This window comes from Rhizobium sp. 01L410, assembly GCF_056400165.1.
Genome location: NZ_JBFTST010000003.1, coordinates 319148 through 336681, shown reverse-complemented (window position 1 = coordinate 336681; position 17534 = coordinate 319148). Strand labels below are relative to the sequence as shown.

The following is a 17534-nucleotide window of genomic DNA, read 5'->3' as shown; positions in this document are numbered from 1 at the left end:
TTTGGTGAACACAAATTGTGTTCTCTGCGTATCGAAAATCGATACACACTAAAACCGGGGGCAATGCAAGAGGCTCGCTCACCACGGCATCAGCGCGCCTTTAACTGGCTGCGCATGAAATCCTCGATAAAGCCGCTAAGTTTCGCTGCGGCAAAGGAAAGCTGCCGGTCCGGCGCGATCGAGAGTTCGGCATGGGTGCGGATCGCGCTTTCGGCGGCGAGCTTTATGGCAGTCAGCGCCCCGGCCTCGATCTCGCGCCGCACGGAAAGCTGCGGCAGCAGTGTCACGGCCATGTCGCTCAGCACCAGTTCTTTCAGCATCTCAAGCGCGCTGACGGTGAATGCCGGCTCGATCGTCAGACCCTGACGCCCGGCAGCGGCATCGAAGCTCTGCCGGAAACCGAAAGATTTTTCGGGAAGCGCCAGCGTATGGCGGGCAAGCTCGCGCAGCGTCACCTCCTTGAGGCCGGCAAGCGCATGCCGGCTGGAAGCGATGACGTCATAGGCGATTTCCGAGCGGGCGATGACTTTGGCCTCTGTCGTCGCGGGCGCAAAGAGCGTCAATGCCATGTCGGCCTGAGCGGAATTGACCGCCTCGATCGCCTGGCGCGCGCTGGTGATGATGACCTCGAAGCGGATATTCGGATAGCTTCGCCCGAATTCGGCCAGCGCCGGGGTCAGCAGGCTGGCGACGATGGCGCCGTTTGCAAAGATCGTTACCCGCCCGCGCTCCAGCCCTTTCAGATCCTCGATCAGCTGCTGGACGTGCTCGAGCTCCCGCAGCGTCCGCCCGGCACGGGTGGCCAGCAGTTCACCGGCGGCCGTCAGCGTCACCCCGCGGGCGCTGCGTTCGACGAGCGGCGTGCCGAAGAATTCCTCAAGGTTTTCGATCTGGCGGCTGACGGCTGTCGGTGCAACGTTCAGGTTCTCCGCCGCCTGGCGCATCGAGCTGGTTCTGACCAGTTCGTCGAAATACATCAGCGCCCGGATCTGCATGCGTCTCTCCCGCCTTCTGCTCTGCGCTTCTCTTTAGGCAATCGCGCTGGGCGAGGCTAGATGCCGCGCCAGGCGCGCTGCGCTCCGAGGTGCGGAAGCGCTGTCGCTTCGTGGACGCCACGGGCGATCGCCCTGGCCATGACGATACCGGCGAGATGGCAAAGCTCCATGAGGGTCCCGGGCGTCTCGACCGGCTTGGCGCCTGTCGCTGCGGCAAAGACGGTATCGCCGTCGAGCGGCAGATGGGCGGGGAGCAGCGCCCGCGCCAGTCCGTCATGCGCGGCGATCGACAGGCGATGCGCCTCCGCCTTGGTCAGCATGGCATCGGTGACGATGGCGCCGATGGTCGTCGCCGGTGCATTCATGCCCTTGAGACGCATCCGGTGGTCGATGGACGGTGGCATTCCGAGACCACCGAACTCGCTGCCCTGTTCGAAAGGCGCGGCCCAGAAATGCTTGCCGCTGCCGATCGTTGCCGAGCCGAGCGCATTGACCGCGACGATGGCGGCGATCACATGCCCGCCGCTGCCGACCGCGCTGGCCGAACCGAGCCCGCCCTTGAACGTCGCGGTCGTTGCACCGGTTCCCGCGCCGACCGTGCCAAGATCGAAAACGCCTTTGTTGGCACTGCGGCAGGCCTCGTAGCCCATGTCACGGTAGGGCGCGTGAAGCCCCCAATTCTTGTTGCCGCCATTCAGGAGGTCGAAGAGGATCGCCTGCGGCACGATCGGCACGCGGATGTCGCCGACGGCGAACCCTCGCCCGGCTTGCCGCAGCCACGATTGAACGCCGCCCGCGGCATCCAGCCCGAAGGCCGAACCGCCCGACAGCACGAAGGCATCGACCCTTTCGACGGTCATCGACGGATCGAGCAGCGCCGTGTCCCGTCCGCCGGGCGCACCGCCGAGTACGCTGCCCGACGCCACGGCCGGTTCGTCGAAAAGGATGGCGGTCACGCCGGACCCAAGCGTCAGGTCGGTGGCATGGCCGATGGAAATTCCGGCAATATCGGTGATGAGATTGAGCAAGATCGGTCCCCGGTGCGTGCGGCGATTAGGAGCGCAACAACAGGCAAAAAACAAGACCGGCCCCAAGTGATGGGGCCGGTCAGAATTCTTCCGAAGAAACGAATTGGGAAAGCCCGTGCCTGCAATCAGGCATGCAGCGGCTTTGGATGACGGCGGGTCATCAGGTCGTGGATCGCGAGCTTCACCTCGTCGGGCGAGCGGAAACGCTGCTCGTCGAGGTCGTGCACGTGAAACTTCACGGCGATGAATTTCAGCCGGTCTTCATCCGGAATGACGATCCCGACGGGAACGCCTGCATATTCTATAACTTGCTTTTTCATGCGTAGAACTCCTGCTGCGCGGACTGCGCGAGCGACGGCGAATTGACTTGTCTTGTACCGTTGAAAGGGGGACGAACGTCACATTCGACAGTTCGGGCGGGAGAGGGCGCCCGGACGGTCATTGCCGAGCACAGGGCGCCCAAGGAGATAGGCGAGAATATCGATTTCAATCATGTCTCGTTCCTTGCGTTAGCGTTGCACTCGTGATGATCCCGTAGAGCCGGGACCGGCGATGACTGACTTCTAATAATCTACTTACTTAGTAGAGAATAGCGGATCGTCAGTCAGAAACATATTCTGAAACGTGTCAAAATGTCGGCGATCGGAACAATTTCATTCCATCATATCCGAATTGGCAGAAAGAACTTATCAAGACTTTGTGCAATTCACGTGACGGTCGATCACCGCAGCAGACATAGGAAGCCTGTCTGATTCCGGCAATGGTGCAATTCATTAAAAAGCGGTATGCCGCGAAATGACCGAATTCGTTAACGCTCGGCGGCTTTATCACCAGCCTTCAGAAAGCACCTTTTCCAGCATGTATGCAAAGAAATCGGCGCTCTCGATCGTCAGGCACAGCGGCGGTTTGATTTTCAACACGTTCAGGTGATCGCCGGTCGGCTGCATGAGAACACCGAGTTCCAGCAGGCGTTCGCAGATTGCCGCGGTCTCTCCTGTTGCCGGTTCCAGCGTCTCCCTGTCGCGAACGAATTCGAGGCCGAGATAGAGGCCCATGCCATGGACGGCACCGGCGATCGGAAACCGTTCGATCAAGTTCACAAGCCGCGCCTTCAGATGATCGCCGACCTCGCGGGCGTTCTCCTGCAGGTTCTCCTCTCGCATGATGTCGAGCACCGTCATGCCGGCGACGCAGCTGACCGGGCTGCCGCCGGACGACGAGAAGAAATATCCCTCACGCTCCAGCGAATCGGCGATTGCCTGCGTGGTGATCACGGCGCCGAGCGGGTGGCCGTTACCCATGCTTTTGGCGATGGTGATGATATCGGGAACGACGCCCTGTTGTTCGAAGCCCCAGAAGTGATGGCCAAGCCGCCCGTATCCGACCTGTACCTCGTCGGCGATGCACACGCCGCCGCGGGCGCGAACTTCCGCGTAGAGACCGGCGAGATAGCCCTCGGGCAGCGGAATGCCGCCAGCATTGCCATAGACAGGCTCGGCGATGATGCCCGCCAGCCCCTGGCCGCTGTTGTCGATCGCCTGCAGCACCGGAATGGCGGCGGCCAGATAATCGCGCGCTGACTCCGGCCCGCGGAACTCGCCGCGATAGGTATTCGGCGCCGCGAGCGGATGAACCCAGGCAGGGCGTGTCGACAGCGCCTGCGGATTGTCGGCCACCGACGTGGAAACCGCATCGCTCGCCACCGACCAGCCATGATAGCCTTCAAGCAGGCAAAGCGTGTTGCGCGCGCCGCTATGCGCCCAGGCAAGCCTTAGAGCCAGATCATTGGCTTCCGAACCGCTGTTGACGAGGAAGACCCTGTCCAACCCTTCGGGCGCGAGTGCCGCGAGACGCTCGGAGAAATCGGCAAGCGCCTCGTAGTGAAAGCGCGAATTGGTATTGAGCTTCAGCCACTGGTCGGCGATCGCGTCGGCGAGATGCGTGTGGCCATGACCGAGAATCGTTACGTTGTTGACCATGTCGAGATAGGCGCGTCCCTCGACATCGAACATGTGCTCCTTCCAGCCGCGCTCCATCTGTGGCGGCCGGTCGTAATAATTCTTCTGCGGTTTGGCGAAATGCGCCTGCCGTTTGGAAAGCAAGCCCTCTGTATCGGGCTTCGGCGCATTGCAGCCATCGCCGAGTAGCAGCGAAGGCGAGGGGCAAAGGGCTGCCCAGGCGCCGGCATCGCCTGCCGTGGCAAAGAGCGGCGGCTCCAGGCCGGCAACGGTGCAAAGCTGGATGCGCAGGCCACCGAGCGAAGCGCTGTCACCCGAAACCGTGCCGATCACCTGCCCGGCCTCGATCTCGGCACCATCCTCCACCGTGGGCTCGATGCCGTCGAGATGCAGGCTGACACCTGTGCCCGCGAGCACCAGATGATGGTTTTTCAGATCGATCCGCCCCGCAAAGGGAGCCGCGACCGGGTTGCCGCCGGAAAGGCAGATATCGCTATGCAGCGCAAAGGTGGAGTGCGGCCTGGCGCTCAGCGTGCTGGCGCGCGAAAGCCGGTATTCGCCGTATCGCGTTGCCGCAGCGCCGCTGTCATTGGCGACGCGGGCAAGCAGCCGCCAGTCCATCTCCGCATTCAGCCAGTTGCCACCGGCGAAATGGCGGCTTTGCACGCCGAGGTCGAGATAGGTGATGTCGGCCGTGTTGATATCGGGCAGAAGCGGCAGCCAGGATGCATTGTCGGGAAGCGTGGGCTCGATCCCGCCAACCTTCAGGATTGCCGCTTCCATCAGCTCGAATGGCACCGACATCGCCGTGTCGAAGATGATGCGTTCATGCTCCAGATTGCCGCGGGCATAGTCATTACCAGGGTCGATCGAAATCTGCTGCTCGCCGCTGGCAACCAGGATGACGGCGCGCGCCACGATCAGCGGCCAGAGCGCCTTCAGTTCCTCCGCCGTCAGCGGGTAGATCTCGTGATAGGCCTTGACGGCCGGCAAGATGTAGAGCGGATCGCCATCGGCGTGATGCAGCAGCGAAGCGCATGTCACGGCCAGATCGCCAACCAGCCAGCCGCGAATGATGTCGCCGAAATCAATCACCCCGTCGGGGATCAGCCGGCCATGGGCATCGGGAAGGCTGACGACATTGTCGTCGGTCACGTCATGATGGACGGCCTGAACGCGAAGCGCCGAGGCCAGCGGCTGGATGCGGCGGACGGCAAGCACCATTGTCTTGGCAATCCGGTCGCGGGCCGCGCTGTCGGTGATAGCAGACAGAAGCTGGACGGCGACAGGTCCGGCCCGTCGCAGATCCCATTGAAGACTGCGCTCAAGACCCGGATGATCGAAATCGGCGAGCGCCTGGGCCAAACGGGCGCAGAGGGCGCCGAGAGCCGTCACCGAATTCTTCGGCAGATATTTGCGATGGGTGAGGCTTTCGCCTTCCAGATATTCGAGCACGCGAACCTGATAGGTCTGTTCGCGAACGGTCACCGCAATGATTTCCTGCCCGTCGGTCGATGTCAGCAGCCGCGGCACGCGCGGTGCGCCTTCGATCGTGGTCAGGTGGTGGATGGCAGCATTCTGCGCCTCGAGCTCCAAAGTCTCGTAGGCCATGTGGCAGATCTTCAGGACGAAGCGGCCGTTGCCGGTGTCGAGCCGGTAGTTCCGGTCCTGCTGGCTGCCGAGCTCTATGATCGTACCCGACAGTCCGTAGCGGGTTTCGAGGATGCTTAAGGCTTCATCCGGCGTCACGTCCGGTCGCGGCAGCTCCATACGATCGGTGAGCGCTTCGTCGGTCATCGCATCCCCCAGGGCATGATTCGATTGTTCACACTAAGCAGATAATCGAATGCATGCTATGGGCAAGCGTCTGGCAGCACGCCTTTCCGGCGCAATCAGCCCATACGTTCGGATGCGTAGGAGCCCGGGCTTGCCGGGAAGACGACCGTGCGGTTGCCGTTCAGGAAGACGCGGTGGTGGATATGGGCATGGATGGCGCGGGCCAGAACCTGACTCTCGACATCGCGGCCGATCGAGACATAGTCGTCTGCTGACTGCGCGTGTGTGATGCGGGCCGTGTCCTGCTCGATGATCGGGCCTTCGTCGAGATCGGCGGTGACATAATGCGCCGTCGCGCCGATCAGCTTCACGCCACGCTCATAGGCCTGCTTGTAGGGGTTGGCGCCCTTGAAGCTCGGCAAGAAGGAGTGGTGGATGTTGATGATCTTGCCGGACATCTTCTTGCACATCGCATCCGACAGCACTTGCATGTAACGCGCCAGCACGATCAGCTCGGTGCCGGTCTGCTCGACGATCTCGAGGATCTGCGCCTCGGCCTGCGGCTTGTTTTCCTTGGTCACCTTGATGTGGTGGAAAGGAATGTCGTGATTGACGACAACCTTCTGATACTCGAAATGGTTGGAGATGACGCCGACGATGTCGATCGGCAGCGCGCCGATCTTCCAGCGGTAGAGAAGGTCGTTCAGACAATGGCCGAAGCGCGACACCATCAGCAGCACCTTCATGCGGCTCTGGCCGTCGTGGATCTCGGCGTCCATCTCGAACTTCTCGGCTATCGGCTTGAAGCCTTCAACGAGAGCCGGCAGCTTCACGCCCTCTTCGGAGATGAAGGAGACGCGGGTGAAGAACTTGCCGGTGTCGAGGTCGTCGAACTGGCTGGAGTCGACGATGTTGCAGCCCTTGTCGGCAAGATAGTTGGAAATCGCCGCAACGATTCCGCGCGTCGATTTGCACGTCACCGTCAAAACATAGTTCGTCATGTCCGTCTTCCCTCTCGCGGCTTCGCCGGCAGGCTGCTTAGATCAAACGTCGCCCGTCGAATAGGCCACGGCTCTTTCATTCGTGCAACATTTTGCAAGGCAACCTATCAGGCGCTTGCAAGCTCCCGCATTCTGTCGATGCATCTATCAATGACCGCTGACTTGAAGAAAGTCCGTTCCGCTTGCGTCGTCGCATATCCCCGCCGCGCAGCTATCTGACGGCAGCGGCCACCACGGCAGGGCCGGCCGCGGGAGGCGCCGCCCGGCGTGTTCCCTCGTTGACCTTCAGGAAGCCGACGAGCAGCCATGCCACCCCTGCAGTCTTCATCGAGAAGATCGCCGTCGAGCCGATCATCAGATTGAGGAACATGAAGAGCGACAGCGAATGGCTGAGACGCTTCTGGTTCGGCGTCTCTCCCGCCGGGAAAAAGGAAACGAACAGCCAGAAAAGAAGGAGCCCGAAGATCGTCGCGCTGTAGGTGATGAAGACATAGCCGCTATCGACGTAGCCCAGCCCCTTTTCAAGCTCGAGCCCCAGCGTTGCCGGGAGGTCCATGGCGATGATGTTGCGCACCGTGCCGCTGATGCGGCCGACGAAGTCGTCGTCATGCGCGTTTGGTTTGAAGGCGTGGATAATGAAGCCAACGACGATGATCCCGGGCATCATGAAGAAGTCGAGGATCTTTGGCAGCCAGGGATAAATGACATAGCCGCCAAGGCAGACGACGCTGAAGATCAGCATGGTGCGGGTGTCATTGGTGAGCAGGATAAGGACGACAGTCGCCACGAAGATCATGCGATCGAAAAACGTCAGCCGGTTCGAGAAGCTGACGAGATAGATCACCATCACACCGCAGAAATTTGCCAGCGAAACCTGTTCCAGGAAGATCGATGAGGAGCGGTGGTCGATGATGCCGAAGGAGAAGCGATCGGGAAAGCCAAGCGCGCCGCGAAACAGGCCGAGATCGCTATAAGTCGCTCGCGGCACGCCGCGCGTATTCTCGAAATATTCCGCGGGATGGAAGAGCGCCACATAGGCCGTCACCGAAACGATTTCGCAGATCAGCACCGAAAGAACTGCCAGGCAGCAGATCTTGAAGACCAGCTTCAGCGTCCGCTCGTTTGTCCAGCGTCCCATGACGACGAAGGCGAAGACGATCAGGATATTGCGCAGATGGTCGATATAGGCCGACTTGCTGATCGCCATCACGTAAACAGTCAGCACGATCGTCGCCAGCAGGTAGCCGAGCGGGACGAGATCTTCCTCGAAAATGCCCTTTCGCAGGATGAAGGCAAAGCTGTAGCCGAGGATCAGCATTTCGCTCATCACCACATAGGCCGGCGAAAGCGGCATGATGTTGTGATTGATGAAGGCAAGGATGGCGTTGTAGGTGACCGACAGCACGCCGGCGGCGAGAATTCCCCACTGTATCGGTTCGACCGTTTCTGTGCCCGCCGCCTTCATCGCGTCATTCGCCCATCAGCACGCATGCATCTTTGGCGGCTGCGGGCGCCTTGGCGGCGGCTTGCAAGGCTGCCAGCTGCTTGCGGTCCTTGCCGTCATGCGGCTGTACGTTGAGCGGTTCGGTCTCCGGCCACCAGTCGCCCGCCACCCAATACGTCCAGCCGAGCCACACGTCGGCATTGTCCTGCATGGCGGAGAGCACCTCCTTCAACCCTGCAACGCATTCCGGTGCCTGCGAGACGCCGAATTCGCCAAGCAGCACTCGGGTGTCGTTCTTGCGGGCCCAGTCGGACATGTCGAGAATGGCCTGTTTGGCGCTGGCGTTGCCGCTGCATTCGTCCTTGGTACCTGAGGAGTCGCTGTCGAAATACTGGTGAACCTCGTAGCCGAAATTGCTGCGTGGATCCTTGATGCCGAGCATCACGGTGCCGTTGGCATCGTCATCGCCGCTCTGCCAGGAATGCGCGCCGGTCCAGCGCGTTCCGGGAACGAGGATATAGTTCTTGGCGCCGACCGTGCGGATGCCGCGAATGGCGGTATTGGCGGCCTCGAGCCATTTGGCGGCAGAAATGTCGTGCGGCTCGTTCATCAGCCCGAAGACCACGTCGTCCTGATCGGAAAATTCGGCAGCCAGGCGCGTCCAGAAATCGGCGAAGGCGAGCGTCGTCACCGGCGCGGTGCCGATCTGCGTCTTCTTGTACTCGGCGTAGTTATGCGGGTCGAGAATGATGGTCATCTTGTGCTTGCGCAGCAGCGCCACCGCATCCTTCAGCCTTTGAAGCTCGTCTTCGTTCAGGGATTGGCCAAGTTCCGGCTGCAGCCGTTCCCAGAGAAACGGCAGGCGCACCGTGTTCATGCCCTTCTCCTGGAAATAGGCGACGGTTTCTTCGGACGGATAGGCATAGTCCTTGAAAACCGTCCCATCGGGGTTGCCGAATTCGGCGCCGGAGAGATTGACTCCTCGGAGGCATGGGCCCGCAGTGCCGGCAGCACTCGCCTGCAGCGGCAGAAGTGCTGCGGCGATCGTCAGCAGGCGGCGCCAGTGGCAGGAGGTGGCTCTCATGGTTTTCCCAGGTTTCAGAAGTAGCCGCTAATATCGGTGGGCGCATCTTAACGGTCCGTTAGCTAAGGATTTCTAAAATTAACCTACCTCCGCTGCAGTCTGCCGGCGGGCCACGAGAGCGCTGATGAGCCAATTCGACAGGAACAGGGTGAGCCGGTTGCCGGGCTGGCGGAGCTTCGAGCCCGCGCAGGCTGCATCCGAACCCGTGCGTCCGCGTTCGCCCGTCCTGCGCCCCTCTGATTTTGCCAAGGTCACTGCCGAACTGCCGCAGGAGCCCGAGGCAGCGCGTATCGAGCCCGCGGCTCCGCAGGCTGCACCGCCCGCTCCGGCAGTGGTTGAAGCGCCGGTCGTCCGTCCTGAGCCCGTCATCCGTGCCGATGAACCGCTGCTCGATGTCCGCTCGGCGATCTTCGCCATCTGGAACCGCAAGCTGCTCATTGCCGCGCTTGCTGCGCTCGGCGCGGTCGCAGGCGCTGCCGTTTTGCCGATGCTGCCGCAGAAATTCACGGCAACGGCCAGCCTTTATTTTGATCCCCGGCAGATCGGGCTTGCAGACCCTTCCACGCAGCAATCGACGATCTCGCCCGAAATGATTTCGTCGATGATCGACAGCCAGGTGCAGATCCTGACCTCTGGCAATGTGCTGAAGCGCGTTGCCGACACGATGAAGCTCAACGAGGATCCCGATTTCAACGGCGGGCGGACGGATGACGCGGCTGTCATCAGCGCACTTCAGAAGTCGCTGACCATTGCCCGCCAGACCGGCACCTACGTGGTTTCGCTGACGGCGGTCACCCATAACCCGGAAAAGTCGGCCAAACTGGCAAACCAGGTCGTTGCCTCCTTCATGCAGGAGGAAAGCAGTGCCTCGACCGGGCTTTACGAAAACACCACCGCGACCCTCGATGGGCGGCTCGCCGATCTTCGCAAGCAGGTTCAGGATGCCGAACAGGCGGTCGAAAGCTTCCGCTCCGACAACGACATGTCGGAAACCGATGGCAAGCTGATCTCCGACCAGCGTCTCGGTTCGCTGAATACGCTGCTCGTCACCGCTCAGGACAAGACGATCCAGGCCAAGACACGGGCCGATGCCGCCGCTAGCATGAGTTTCGAAGCCGTCGTCGCCAGCGGCCAGACAGAGAGCGGCAGCTCTGCGGTCAACTCGGCGCTCGGAAGCCTGAGGCAGCAATATGCGACGCAGGCAGCCATCGTCGGCAGCCTCGAAAGCCAGATGGGCTCCCGCCATCCGCGCCTCCAGGCGGCACGCTCGTCCCTGCAGAGCACCCGCGACGAGATCAAGGGCGAACTGCAGCGCATGGTGACTTCGGCCAAGGCCGAATATGATCAGGCCAAGAAGGCAGAAGACGCGGTTGCCAAGGAACTGAATATCCAGAAGGCGCTGCAGGCCACCGCATCCGACAAGCAGGTGGAGCTCAACGAGTTGCAGCGCAAGGCGACCGCCGTGCGCAACATCTACGAGACGTTGCTGAAGCGCTCCAGCCAGACGGCGGAAGAACAGAACCTGCCGCAGAGTAACATTCGTGTGATTTCCGAAGCCGAGCCGCCGGTAAAGCCGGACGGTCCCGGCAAGAAGACATTGATGATCGCAGGCCTGCTCGGCGGGCTGTTCGGCGGTTTCGCGCTGGGTGCGGCGCTTGCCATTCTGGCCAGCCTTTGCGCCCATCCGGTGGTACGCGGATATTTCCGCCGCGCTTGATGCGGTGGCACTCTCATCCTACATCAGGAAAAGAGTTCCGGGGCATCGTGCCGAGGGAGATGACAATGCGTTCCTTGTTACTGATCCTGGCAGCTGCCCTTGCCGCCCTGTTGCCGCTGCAGGCTTCTGCAACGGATTGGAGCGCCGCCGGCACATCCGGCGTCCAAAGGCTCTATCCCTATACCGATCTGCCGGGCGTCAAGGCGCAAGCGGACAAGAAGGATGAGGAACAATACGCCTGCCACACCGAGACCGGCCATATTCGCCGGCAGGGTGACTGGATCTTCCGCTCCGGCGGTATGCCGACCATCGTCTATGTCTGCGATCGCGATGGACTCGTCACTCAGGGCACGCAGGTCCCTCTGCGTGGCCACTACCAGCCGGTTCGCTGATCAGTCTTTGCGGGCAAAATAACGCGATATCAGATAATCCAGCGACAGACGCCCCGGGCCTCTGGCGATAATCACCAGGAAGCAAACGGCCCATGTGCCGTGCGTCGGCCAGGCATCGGGATAGACGAAGATCTCGATCACCAGCGTCATCGCAAGCAGGGCCAGCGCCGACAGGCGGCTCGCCAGTCCCAACACCAGCAATAGCGGGAAGAAGTGCTCGGCAAAGGCTGCGAGATGGGCGGCAAGCCAGGGGTCGACGAGCGGCAGCTTGTATTCGGTCTGGAACAGATAGACCGCATTGTCCGTCACCTGCCAGCCATCGACCTTTGTCTGCCCCGATTGCCAGAAAACCGCGGCAATCGACAGCCGGGAAATGGTCGCGATCAGATCATGCGGGATGCGGTCGAGAAGCGCGGCGGCGCTCTTGAATGTATGGGCAAAGCCGCGGCCATCAGGTGCTGAAAGTGTCATGTTCTCATTCATCGTCGGCTCCTGTGGATAGGCCGGTGAATGCGCCTGCCTTCAGCGCTCCGGCAAGATTGGCGGAAAGGTCGAAATCGGCGGCGAGCGAAAGGGCTTCACCTGCGGCTTCGGCAAGCGTGGTGCCTTGCACAAGCGCAGCGAGGAAGACGGCACCGCCCGGGGGCAGCCGGTGAACCTCGACGATCATCTCAGGGCGGACGACCAGCGCATCCTCACCCCGCCAATCCTCGATGGGGCCAAATGCCATCTCTCCGGCGTTCATCGCCCATATCGTCACGGCAGGGTGTTCCGACCGGAGGACGGATAGAGAGGGGTGAGGGGAGAAGGTCAGCCCGGCCGTCTGCTCCGCGGATAACGAAGCCAGCATCTCTGCCACAATCGGCGCGGCATCGGCGGCGTGATAGGCCCTGCCGCGCGCCGCTTCCAGCCGGATCACGTCAGGCAGATAGGGGATCTCCTGTGCGGGTTCGAAGCTCTCGACGAAATCCCCGAAATCATCGCCATAAGAAAGCAGCAGCGGCGATCGCGGCGGATGAAGCAGCACGAACTCATGCGCCATCGCAGCGAAGAACTCCGCGCCGGTGATCCTTTCCGCCACCGGAAATCGCGAGACAATCGCGCCGATCAGACCCGAAATCACATTGTTGCGGTAGACGCCGAAGCGGCGCGGCGGCTGTGCAGTATTCCAGGAGACAAGCTCTGCGGGCACCGGCAAATCGTTGTCTCTCAGCGCAGAAGCAAAATGTCGTTGTGTGGTGATCGACATGGTCTGACCTCACGCCGCGCGCAGCTTGGCGGCCCGCGCCAGGATTTCCCCTGCAGCTTCCGCCTCGGCTCTCAGAACCGGCCAGTCGGGAACGTCATTGTCCCATTCGACGAGGCTCGCGATCGGGCCGGTGCGGGCAATCAGCTCTTCGTAGAGCGCCCACACCGGATCCTTGACCGGCGTATCGTGCGAATCGATCAGCAGCGGCGCGCCATCGTCATCCACCGTTTCGGAATGGCCGCTGAGATGGATCTCGCGCACGGACTGAACCGGAAAGCGGGAAAGATACGCCCGCGGATCGATATTGTGGTTCGTCGCGGCAACGAAGACGTTGTTGACATCCAGCAGCAACCCGCAGCCGGTGCGCTTGACGATCTCGCTCAGAAACTCGGTCTCCTCGAGCGTGCTTTCCGCAAATAGCAGGTAGGTGGCCGGATTTTCCAGCAGCATCTGCCGCTGCAGCACATCCTGCACTTGCGAGATATGATCGGAAACGCGCGACAGCGTTTCCGGCGTATAGGGAAGGGGCAGCAGGTCGTTGAGGAAAACCGTGTCATGCGAGGACCAAGCGAGATGCTCCGAGAAGCTCTCCGGCTCATAGCGGTCGCAGACGGTTTTCAGCCTTCGCAGATGGTGGGTATCGAGCGGCTGCATCGAGCCGATCGACAGGCCGACCCCGTGGATCGACAGCGCATAGTCCTCGCGCAGCTTGCCGAGCTGGGCGTGCGGTGGCCCGCCATCGCCCATGTAGTTCTCGGCATGAACCTCGAAGAAGCCGACCGGCTGGCGGGCAGCGATGATGCTGGCAAAATGCTCGGGCTTGAAGCCCACGCCGGGACGGCCGGCAAGTGCGGAGGGTTTCATTCCATTTCTCTCCGGTTGGTCCGGCGGCGCCGTCGGTGGCGCCGCCTCTTGTCGACGGAAGCGGATCAGACCGGAGCCGGCCCCTGTGTCAGCGATCCGGTGCCATCCGGCGTCTTCATCGACATGCAGGTGCCTGCGGGCACCAGCTTCCAGGCGTTCTTCTGGTAGTCGATCTTGGCCGTTCCGGCGCAGGTCGTGCCCGGGCCTGCGGCGCAGTCGTTCTGCCCCTTGAGCGCGATGCCGTAGCATTTCTCCTTTGCGGCATCCTGAGCCGAAACGGTCGTTACGCTGCCGATCAGCGAGAGCGCTGTGGCGACCGAGGCCGCAAGCACGGTGACAGGTAGTTTTGTCATGGGTCTTCTCCGGTGTGGTGAGTTTCTGCAGGCGTTCGGGCGGTCAGGCCGGGGTCAGCGAACCATGGCCCTTGGGCGTCTTCATCGAGACGCAGGTGCCGGCCGGAACGAGCTTGAAGGACATCTTGTCGTAGCTGACCGTCGATTTGCCGGCGCAATCATGCTTGCCGGCGGCGCAATCGTTCTGCCCCTTCATGGCGACGCCGTAGCACTTTTCCTTGTTGTCGGCGGCGGATGCTGCCGGCGCCGCAATGGTTGCGAGCGCCGAAGCGATGGAGCCTGCCAGTGCAAGCGTGACGATGCTGTTCTTCATGGTTTCATCTCCGTAAGATTGCCGAGCCGTGATTGGCTTGCATGGTGGGCTACGGAGCGGTGGCAGGCGTTGTTACAGCGCCATCCTGGATTTTTTGCGCCGGAAGCTCTTGCCGTTTACGGGATGGCAAGCGAAAACCCTGAAAACAAAGGCATCCGCGTCTGTTCGAAATATTTGAGATGCGGCAGTAACAAAAATGTGTGCCCATCCGTAGAGGACTATGTCGGGTGAAACATTCGGCGCGTGAAGAGGAATGGGCAGGCTGGATGCGCAGCGCCATCGAGGGCGATACGCAGGCCTACCACCGCTTCCTGTCGGCCGTGACGCCCCACTTGCGCGCAATGGCGCGCCGGCGCTGCGACCAGTTCGGCGCACCGGCAAGCGAAGCGGAGGACGTGGTGCAGGAAGTGCTGCTCGCCGTCCACCTCAAGCGCGGCACGTGGGATCCGGCGCGCCCGATCGGGCCATGGCTGTCGACGATCGTGCGCAACAAGCTGATCGACAGCCTGCGCCGCCGCGGCCGTCACATCGACGTTCCGATCGACGACGTCATGGCGACGCTCGAGGCGGAAGAGCAGGCAGGCAACCTGGACCGGCTCGACGCCGAGCATATGCTGGAGCGGCTGAAAGATCCGCAGCGCGATATCGTCCGCTCCATTTCGATGGAGGGGGCGGGAATACGGGAAACGGCCGAGAGGCTGAAGATGACGGAAGGAGCGGTGCGCGTTGCGCTGCATCGCGCCCTGAAGTCGCTGGCAGCCTTATACCGGAGTGAGACGAGTGAAGACCGATGACCTGATCAGCATGCTGTCCGAGGACGCGCCGGTGCGGACCCGCCTGGGGCCGATGCTGCTTGGCGCGCTTTTCGGCGGCGGCGTCATCTCCGCCGCCCTGCTGCTGGCAACCATCGGCATTCGCCACGACATGGCAAGCGCCATCGAGACCGCGCGCGTCCTCTTCAAGATCGTGACCACGCTGACACTCGCCGTCACCGCCTGCGGACTCGTCTTCCGCATCGGCCGCCCCGGCATTCCACTCAAGATATCGGCTCTCAGCCTGCTCATCCCGCTGGCCATGGTGATCGCGGGCGTCGCAACCGAATTGACGACCATCCCTGAGGACGCCTGGCGCACGGCGCTGATGGGCCGCAACGCGGCCTTCTGCGTCTTCTTCATTCCTGTCCTGTCGCTGGCGCCGCTGGCGGGCTTTCTCTGGGCGCTGAAGAGTGCCGCACCGGCAAACCCGACCCTCGGCGGTGCCGTCGCAGGCCTCGCCTCCGCCGGGCTCGCAGCCGCGCTCTACGCCTGGCACTGCCCCGACGACAGCCCGTTGTTTCTGGCCACCTGGTACACAGCGGCCGCCACAGCTGTCACCGCGCTCGGGGCGCTGATCGGCTCGCGATATCTGCGGTGGTGAAGAGAAAAATAGCGAGCTTACGGAAGCGATTGCTACCGGCCTAAGCTGCTATTTTTAAATGGGAATGGTGCCCAGAAGAGGACTCGAACCTCCACACCCTTTCGGGTACCAGCACCTGAAGCTGGCGCGTCTACCAATTCCGCCATCTGGGCGACGGAGAGCCATGTACGGGGGTGGCTCTTTGCTGTCAACAGGGTTTTTGAAGTTTTCCTGACAGTATGTAAAAAAGAATTGCCGGGATGGTGTGAAAGGCCGCGTTCACGGGGAACTGAACGTTTGGCTTGCCTCTGCCGATGTTCGAACGGATGCCGTGACCTATATGAGAAGCATCGGAAAGGAATCACTGATGTTTGCTTTACGCAGCACCATCTTCGGCCTGGTTGCCGGTTTTCTGCCACTGGCAGTACAGGCTGCCCCGGTGCTTGCACCGTTCCAGGTCCGCAATCCGGATATTATCAACGTGCAATCGACGATGTGCGATTATCGCGGCTGCTTCGGTTTCGGACCGCAGCAATGGCATCGTCCTGCCTATGTGCAGCCGAACTACCGGCCGCGCGGCGTGACCGGGCCGACCTACTATCAGCCGAGAGCGCAAGCGCCACGCACGGGGCGGCCGGCGCTGTCCTATGACCCGGCGCCGATCCGCAGGGTTCAGCCGGCGGCCAAGGATCAGGGCATGCATGGAGAATGGTGCCGCAACCAATACCGGTCCTACAATCCGAAGACCGACCGCTTCGTCACCTACGAGGGCGTCTACAAGACCTGCAACTCGCCTTTCGACTGAGCGTCAGCTTTCCAGCGATGCGCGGTCGGTGTGGCCGAGATCGCGATCGGGCTCGATGATGTCGCGCACCCGCTGTTTGAGCTCCTTCGGTCCGGGAAAGCCGCCGTCGCGTTTGCGCTCCCAGATCAAGTCGCCATTCACCCTTATCTCGAAATTGCCGCCGGTGCCCGGAATGAGCGCCACTTCGCCGAGGCTGTCGGTGAAGGTCTGCAGCAGTTCCTGCGCCATCCAGCCGGCGCGCAGCAGCCAGTTGCATTGGATGCAATAGAGAATGGTGACACGGGCCTTTTCGGTCATGCGGCGTTCCTTTCGATCTCTCTCCGATTTAGAAGTTTCGGCCGGTCCGCGCAATCTGGCTGCTTGCATGTCGCCGCCGCCCGTGGTCACTTCCCCGTACGAAGCAGGAGGTGAGAATGCAGGTCGCCGTCGTTGAAAACATGCCGAACACGCATATCGGCGCGCTGGGTGATGCCCTCCATGAGGCCGGTGCCGTGCTTGAGTGGTTCCGTCCGTGGAAGGGCCAGGCCTTGCCTGCCGGTCGCGACGGCTACGACGCGCTTGTCGTACTCGGCGGTGAGCAGAGCGCTGTCGATGATGAGGATCATCCCTATCTGCCGGCACTCGCCGCTTTGATGCGCGAATTCGGCGATGCCGGGAAATCCGTGCTCGGCATCTGCCTCGGCAGCCAGGTTCTCGCCCGTGCCTATGGTGCTGAGAATATTCTGGACGCGACGCGCGAATTCGGCTGGACGCCCGTCGATGTGACGGCGGACGGGCTTGCCGATCCGCTCTTCGGCGAGATCGGCGATCGCTTCCCGATCTTCGAATGGCACTCCGATACTTTCACGCTGCCGCCCGGCGCCATCCGTCTCGCGTCGACGGCGGCTCTCCCCAACCAATGCTTCCGCATCGGCAGGGCCGTCTATGGCACGCAGTTTCATTTCGAAGCCAATTTGGAAGTCGTCACCAAATGGAATGCCGAATTCCGTGATATGGTCGAGAGCATCGAGCCCGGTTGGCACGAACGGTTTCCGCAGACCGCGGCAAAACATGCCGCCGATGCCGATCATGCTGGTCTGGCGATCGCGCGTGCCTTCGTCAGTACCATCAGGCCGTCGGTCGCCTTGGAAGACGCCGCAGACAGCCGCCTGAGCGCCTGA

19 protein-coding genes and 1 tRNA gene are annotated in these 17534 nt (G+C 61.8%); 6 read left to right on the top strand and 14 right to left on the bottom strand.

What is annotated here, in order from left to right:
- Positions 1–89: 89 nt before the first annotated feature.
- From AC1DV9_RS08925 to AC1DV9_RS08895, 7 genes are all read right to left on the bottom strand, one after another.
- On the bottom strand, positions 90–995 hold the full coding sequence (locus tag AC1DV9_RS08925) for a LysR family transcriptional regulator (protein WP_477947325.1): 906 nt from the start codon (positions 993–995) through the stop codon (positions 90–92).
- Between the two features lie 56 nt (positions 996–1051).
- Entirely contained in the window at positions 1052–2026 is a 975-nt protein-coding gene (locus tag AC1DV9_RS08920; RefSeq protein WP_477947523.1) for a P1 family peptidase, read from the bottom strand.
- A 122-nt stretch (positions 2027–2148) separates the two neighbouring features.
- Positions 2149–2343, bottom strand: coding sequence for a hypothetical protein (locus tag AC1DV9_RS08915; protein ID WP_112385111.1), 195 nt, complete (start codon positions 2341–2343; stop codon positions 2149–2151).
- Between the two features lie 507 nt (positions 2344–2850).
- Positions 2851–5778: an aminotransferase gene (locus tag AC1DV9_RS08910; protein WP_477947323.1), complete on the bottom strand. Its 2928-nt coding sequence runs from the start codon at positions 5776–5778 to the stop codon at positions 2851–2853.
- Positions 5779–5873: 95 nt separating this feature from the next.
- Positions 5874–6758, bottom strand: a complete 885-nt coding sequence (gene purU / locus AC1DV9_RS08905; protein ID WP_112385113.1) for a formyltetrahydrofolate deformylase — start codon at positions 6756–6758, stop codon at positions 5874–5876.
- Between the two features lie 211 nt (positions 6759–6969).
- Positions 6970–8223 carry a hypothetical protein gene (locus AC1DV9_RS08900; RefSeq protein ID WP_477947321.1) on the bottom strand — a complete coding sequence of 418 codons (1254 nt, stop codon included), beginning with the start codon at positions 8221–8223 and terminating at the stop codon, positions 6970–6972.
- 4 nt (positions 8224–8227) lie between these two features.
- Positions 8228–9286, bottom strand: coding sequence for a glycoside hydrolase family 5 protein (locus tag AC1DV9_RS08895; RefSeq protein ID WP_477947319.1), 1059 nt, complete (start codon positions 9284–9286; stop codon positions 8228–8230).
- A 124-nt stretch (positions 9287–9410) separates the two neighbouring features.
- On the opposite strand from AC1DV9_RS08895, the gene AC1DV9_RS08890 reads away from it, so the two are divergent.
- A complete protein-coding gene (locus tag AC1DV9_RS08890; RefSeq protein ID WP_477947317.1) occupies positions 9411–11003 on the top strand; it encodes a GumC family protein in 1593 nt (530 codons plus the stop codon).
- 59 nt (positions 11004–11062) lie between these two features.
- Positions 11063–11395, top strand: coding sequence for a hypothetical protein (locus tag AC1DV9_RS08885; RefSeq protein WP_477947316.1), 333 nt, complete (start codon positions 11063–11065; stop codon positions 11393–11395).
- Here AC1DV9_RS08885 and AC1DV9_RS08880 read toward each other — a convergent pair whose 3' ends face one another.
- The 5 genes from AC1DV9_RS08880 to AC1DV9_RS08860 all read right to left on the bottom strand — a co-directional run bounded on the left by AC1DV9_RS08880 (position 11396) and on the right by AC1DV9_RS08860 (position 14174).
- Positions 11396–11866, bottom strand: a complete 471-nt coding sequence (locus AC1DV9_RS08880) for a DoxX family protein (RefSeq protein ID WP_477947522.1) — start codon at positions 11864–11866, stop codon at positions 11396–11398.
- Between the two features lie 4 nt (positions 11867–11870).
- Entirely contained in the window at positions 11871–12644 is a 774-nt protein-coding gene (locus AC1DV9_RS08875; protein ID WP_477947314.1) for an HvfC/BufC N-terminal domain-containing protein, read from the bottom strand.
- A 9-nt stretch (positions 12645–12653) separates the two neighbouring features.
- Positions 12654–13508 (bottom strand): MNIO family bufferin maturase, encoded by an 855-nt coding sequence (gene bufB, locus AC1DV9_RS08870; protein WP_477947312.1) that lies wholly within the window; start codon positions 13506–13508, stop codon positions 12654–12656.
- A gap of 65 nt (positions 13509–13573) precedes the next feature.
- Positions 13574–13861 (bottom strand): BufA1 family periplasmic bufferin-type metallophore, encoded by a 288-nt coding sequence (locus AC1DV9_RS08865; RefSeq protein WP_112514207.1) that lies wholly within the window; start codon positions 13859–13861, stop codon positions 13574–13576.
- Between the two features lie 43 nt (positions 13862–13904).
- On the bottom strand, positions 13905–14174 hold the full coding sequence (locus AC1DV9_RS08860; protein WP_112385122.1) for a BufA1 family periplasmic bufferin-type metallophore: 270 nt from the start codon (positions 14172–14174) through the stop codon (positions 13905–13907).
- Positions 14175–14401: 227 nt separating this feature from the next.
- Here AC1DV9_RS08860 and AC1DV9_RS08855 point away from each other — a divergent pair, with 227 nt between their 5' ends.
- Positions 14402–14968: a sigma-70 family RNA polymerase sigma factor gene (locus tag AC1DV9_RS08855; RefSeq protein WP_477947309.1), complete on the top strand. Its 567-nt coding sequence runs from the start codon at positions 14402–14404 to the stop codon at positions 14966–14968.
- Complete coding sequence (locus AC1DV9_RS08850) at positions 14955–15590, top strand: NrsF family protein (protein ID WP_477947307.1); 636 nt, start codon at positions 14955–14957, stop codon at positions 15588–15590. The genes AC1DV9_RS08855 and AC1DV9_RS08850 overlap by 14 nt, the downstream gene beginning before the upstream one ends.
- Positions 15591–15655: 65 nt before the next feature.
- Here AC1DV9_RS08850 and AC1DV9_RS08845 read toward each other — a convergent pair.
- A tRNA-Leu gene (locus tag AC1DV9_RS08845) sits at positions 15656–15742 on the bottom strand.
- Between the two features lie 194 nt (positions 15743–15936).
- Between AC1DV9_RS08845 and AC1DV9_RS08840 the strand changes: the two genes are divergently transcribed.
- Positions 15937–16374 (top strand): BA14K family protein, encoded by a 438-nt coding sequence (locus AC1DV9_RS08840; protein WP_477947305.1) that lies wholly within the window; start codon positions 15937–15939, stop codon positions 16372–16374.
- Positions 16375–16377: 3 nt separating this feature from the next.
- On the opposite strand, the gene AC1DV9_RS08835 is transcribed toward AC1DV9_RS08840, so the two are convergent.
- Positions 16378–16671, bottom strand: a complete 294-nt coding sequence (locus AC1DV9_RS08835; protein WP_477947303.1) for an Rdx family protein — start codon at positions 16669–16671, stop codon at positions 16378–16380.
- Between the two features lie 116 nt (positions 16672–16787).
- Here AC1DV9_RS08835 and AC1DV9_RS08830 point away from each other — a divergent pair, with 116 nt between their 5' ends.
- A complete protein-coding gene (locus AC1DV9_RS08830) occupies positions 16788–17534 on the top strand; it encodes a type 1 glutamine amidotransferase (RefSeq protein WP_477947301.1) in 747 nt (248 codons plus the stop codon).

What these genes read in the sequence shown, in the direction of transcription:
- AC1DV9_RS08885 (WP_477947316.1), top strand. Translation starts at nt 11,063, where the DNA reads ATGACAATGCGTTCCTTGTTACTGATCCTGGCAGCTGCCCTTGCCGCC.
- AC1DV9_RS08915 (WP_112385111.1), bottom strand. Translation starts at nt 2,343, where the DNA reads ATGAAAAAGCAAGTTATAGAATATGCAGGCGTTCCCGTCGGGATCGTC.
- AC1DV9_RS08835 (WP_477947303.1), bottom strand. Translation starts at nt 16,671, where the DNA reads ATGACCGAAAAGGCCCGTGTCACCATTCTCTATTGCATCCAATGCAAC.
- purU (WP_112385113.1), bottom strand. Translation starts at nt 6,758, where the DNA reads ATGACGAACTATGTTTTGACGGTGACGTGCAAATCGACGCGCGGAATC.
- AC1DV9_RS08895 (WP_477947319.1), bottom strand. Translation starts at nt 9,286, where the DNA reads ATGAGAGCCACCTCCTGCCACTGGCGCCGCCTGCTGACGATCGCCGCA.
- AC1DV9_RS08925 (WP_477947325.1), bottom strand. Translation starts at nt 995, where the DNA reads ATGCAGATCCGGGCGCTGATGTATTTCGACGAACTGGTCAGAACCAGC.
- AC1DV9_RS08860 (WP_112385122.1), bottom strand. Translation starts at nt 14,174, where the DNA reads ATGAAGAACAGCATCGTCACGCTTGCACTGGCAGGCTCCATCGCTTCG.
- AC1DV9_RS08890 (WP_477947317.1), top strand. Translation starts at nt 9,411, where the DNA reads ATGAGCCAATTCGACAGGAACAGGGTGAGCCGGTTGCCGGGCTGGCGG.
- AC1DV9_RS08875 (WP_477947314.1), bottom strand. Translation starts at nt 12,644, where the DNA reads ATGTCGATCACCACACAACGACATTTTGCTTCTGCGCTGAGAGACAAC.
- bufB (WP_477947312.1), bottom strand. Translation starts at nt 13,508, where the DNA reads ATGAAACCCTCCGCACTTGCCGGCCGTCCCGGCGTGGGCTTCAAGCCC.
- AC1DV9_RS08910 (WP_477947323.1), bottom strand. Translation starts at nt 5,778, where the DNA reads ATGACCGACGAAGCGCTCACCGATCGTATGGAGCTGCCGCGACCGGAC.
- AC1DV9_RS08880 (WP_477947522.1), bottom strand. Translation starts at nt 11,866, where the DNA reads ATGACACTTTCAGCACCTGATGGCCGCGGCTTTGCCCATACATTCAAG.
- AC1DV9_RS08840 (WP_477947305.1), top strand. Translation starts at nt 15,937, where the DNA reads ATGTTTGCTTTACGCAGCACCATCTTCGGCCTGGTTGCCGGTTTTCTG.
- AC1DV9_RS08900 (WP_477947321.1), bottom strand. Translation starts at nt 8,223, where the DNA reads ATGAAGGCGGCGGGCACAGAAACGGTCGAACCGATACAGTGGGGAATT.
- AC1DV9_RS08865 (WP_112514207.1), bottom strand. Translation starts at nt 13,861, where the DNA reads ATGACAAAACTACCTGTCACCGTGCTTGCGGCCTCGGTCGCCACAGCG.
- AC1DV9_RS08830 (WP_477947301.1), top strand. Translation starts at nt 16,788, where the DNA reads ATGCAGGTCGCCGTCGTTGAAAACATGCCGAACACGCATATCGGCGCG.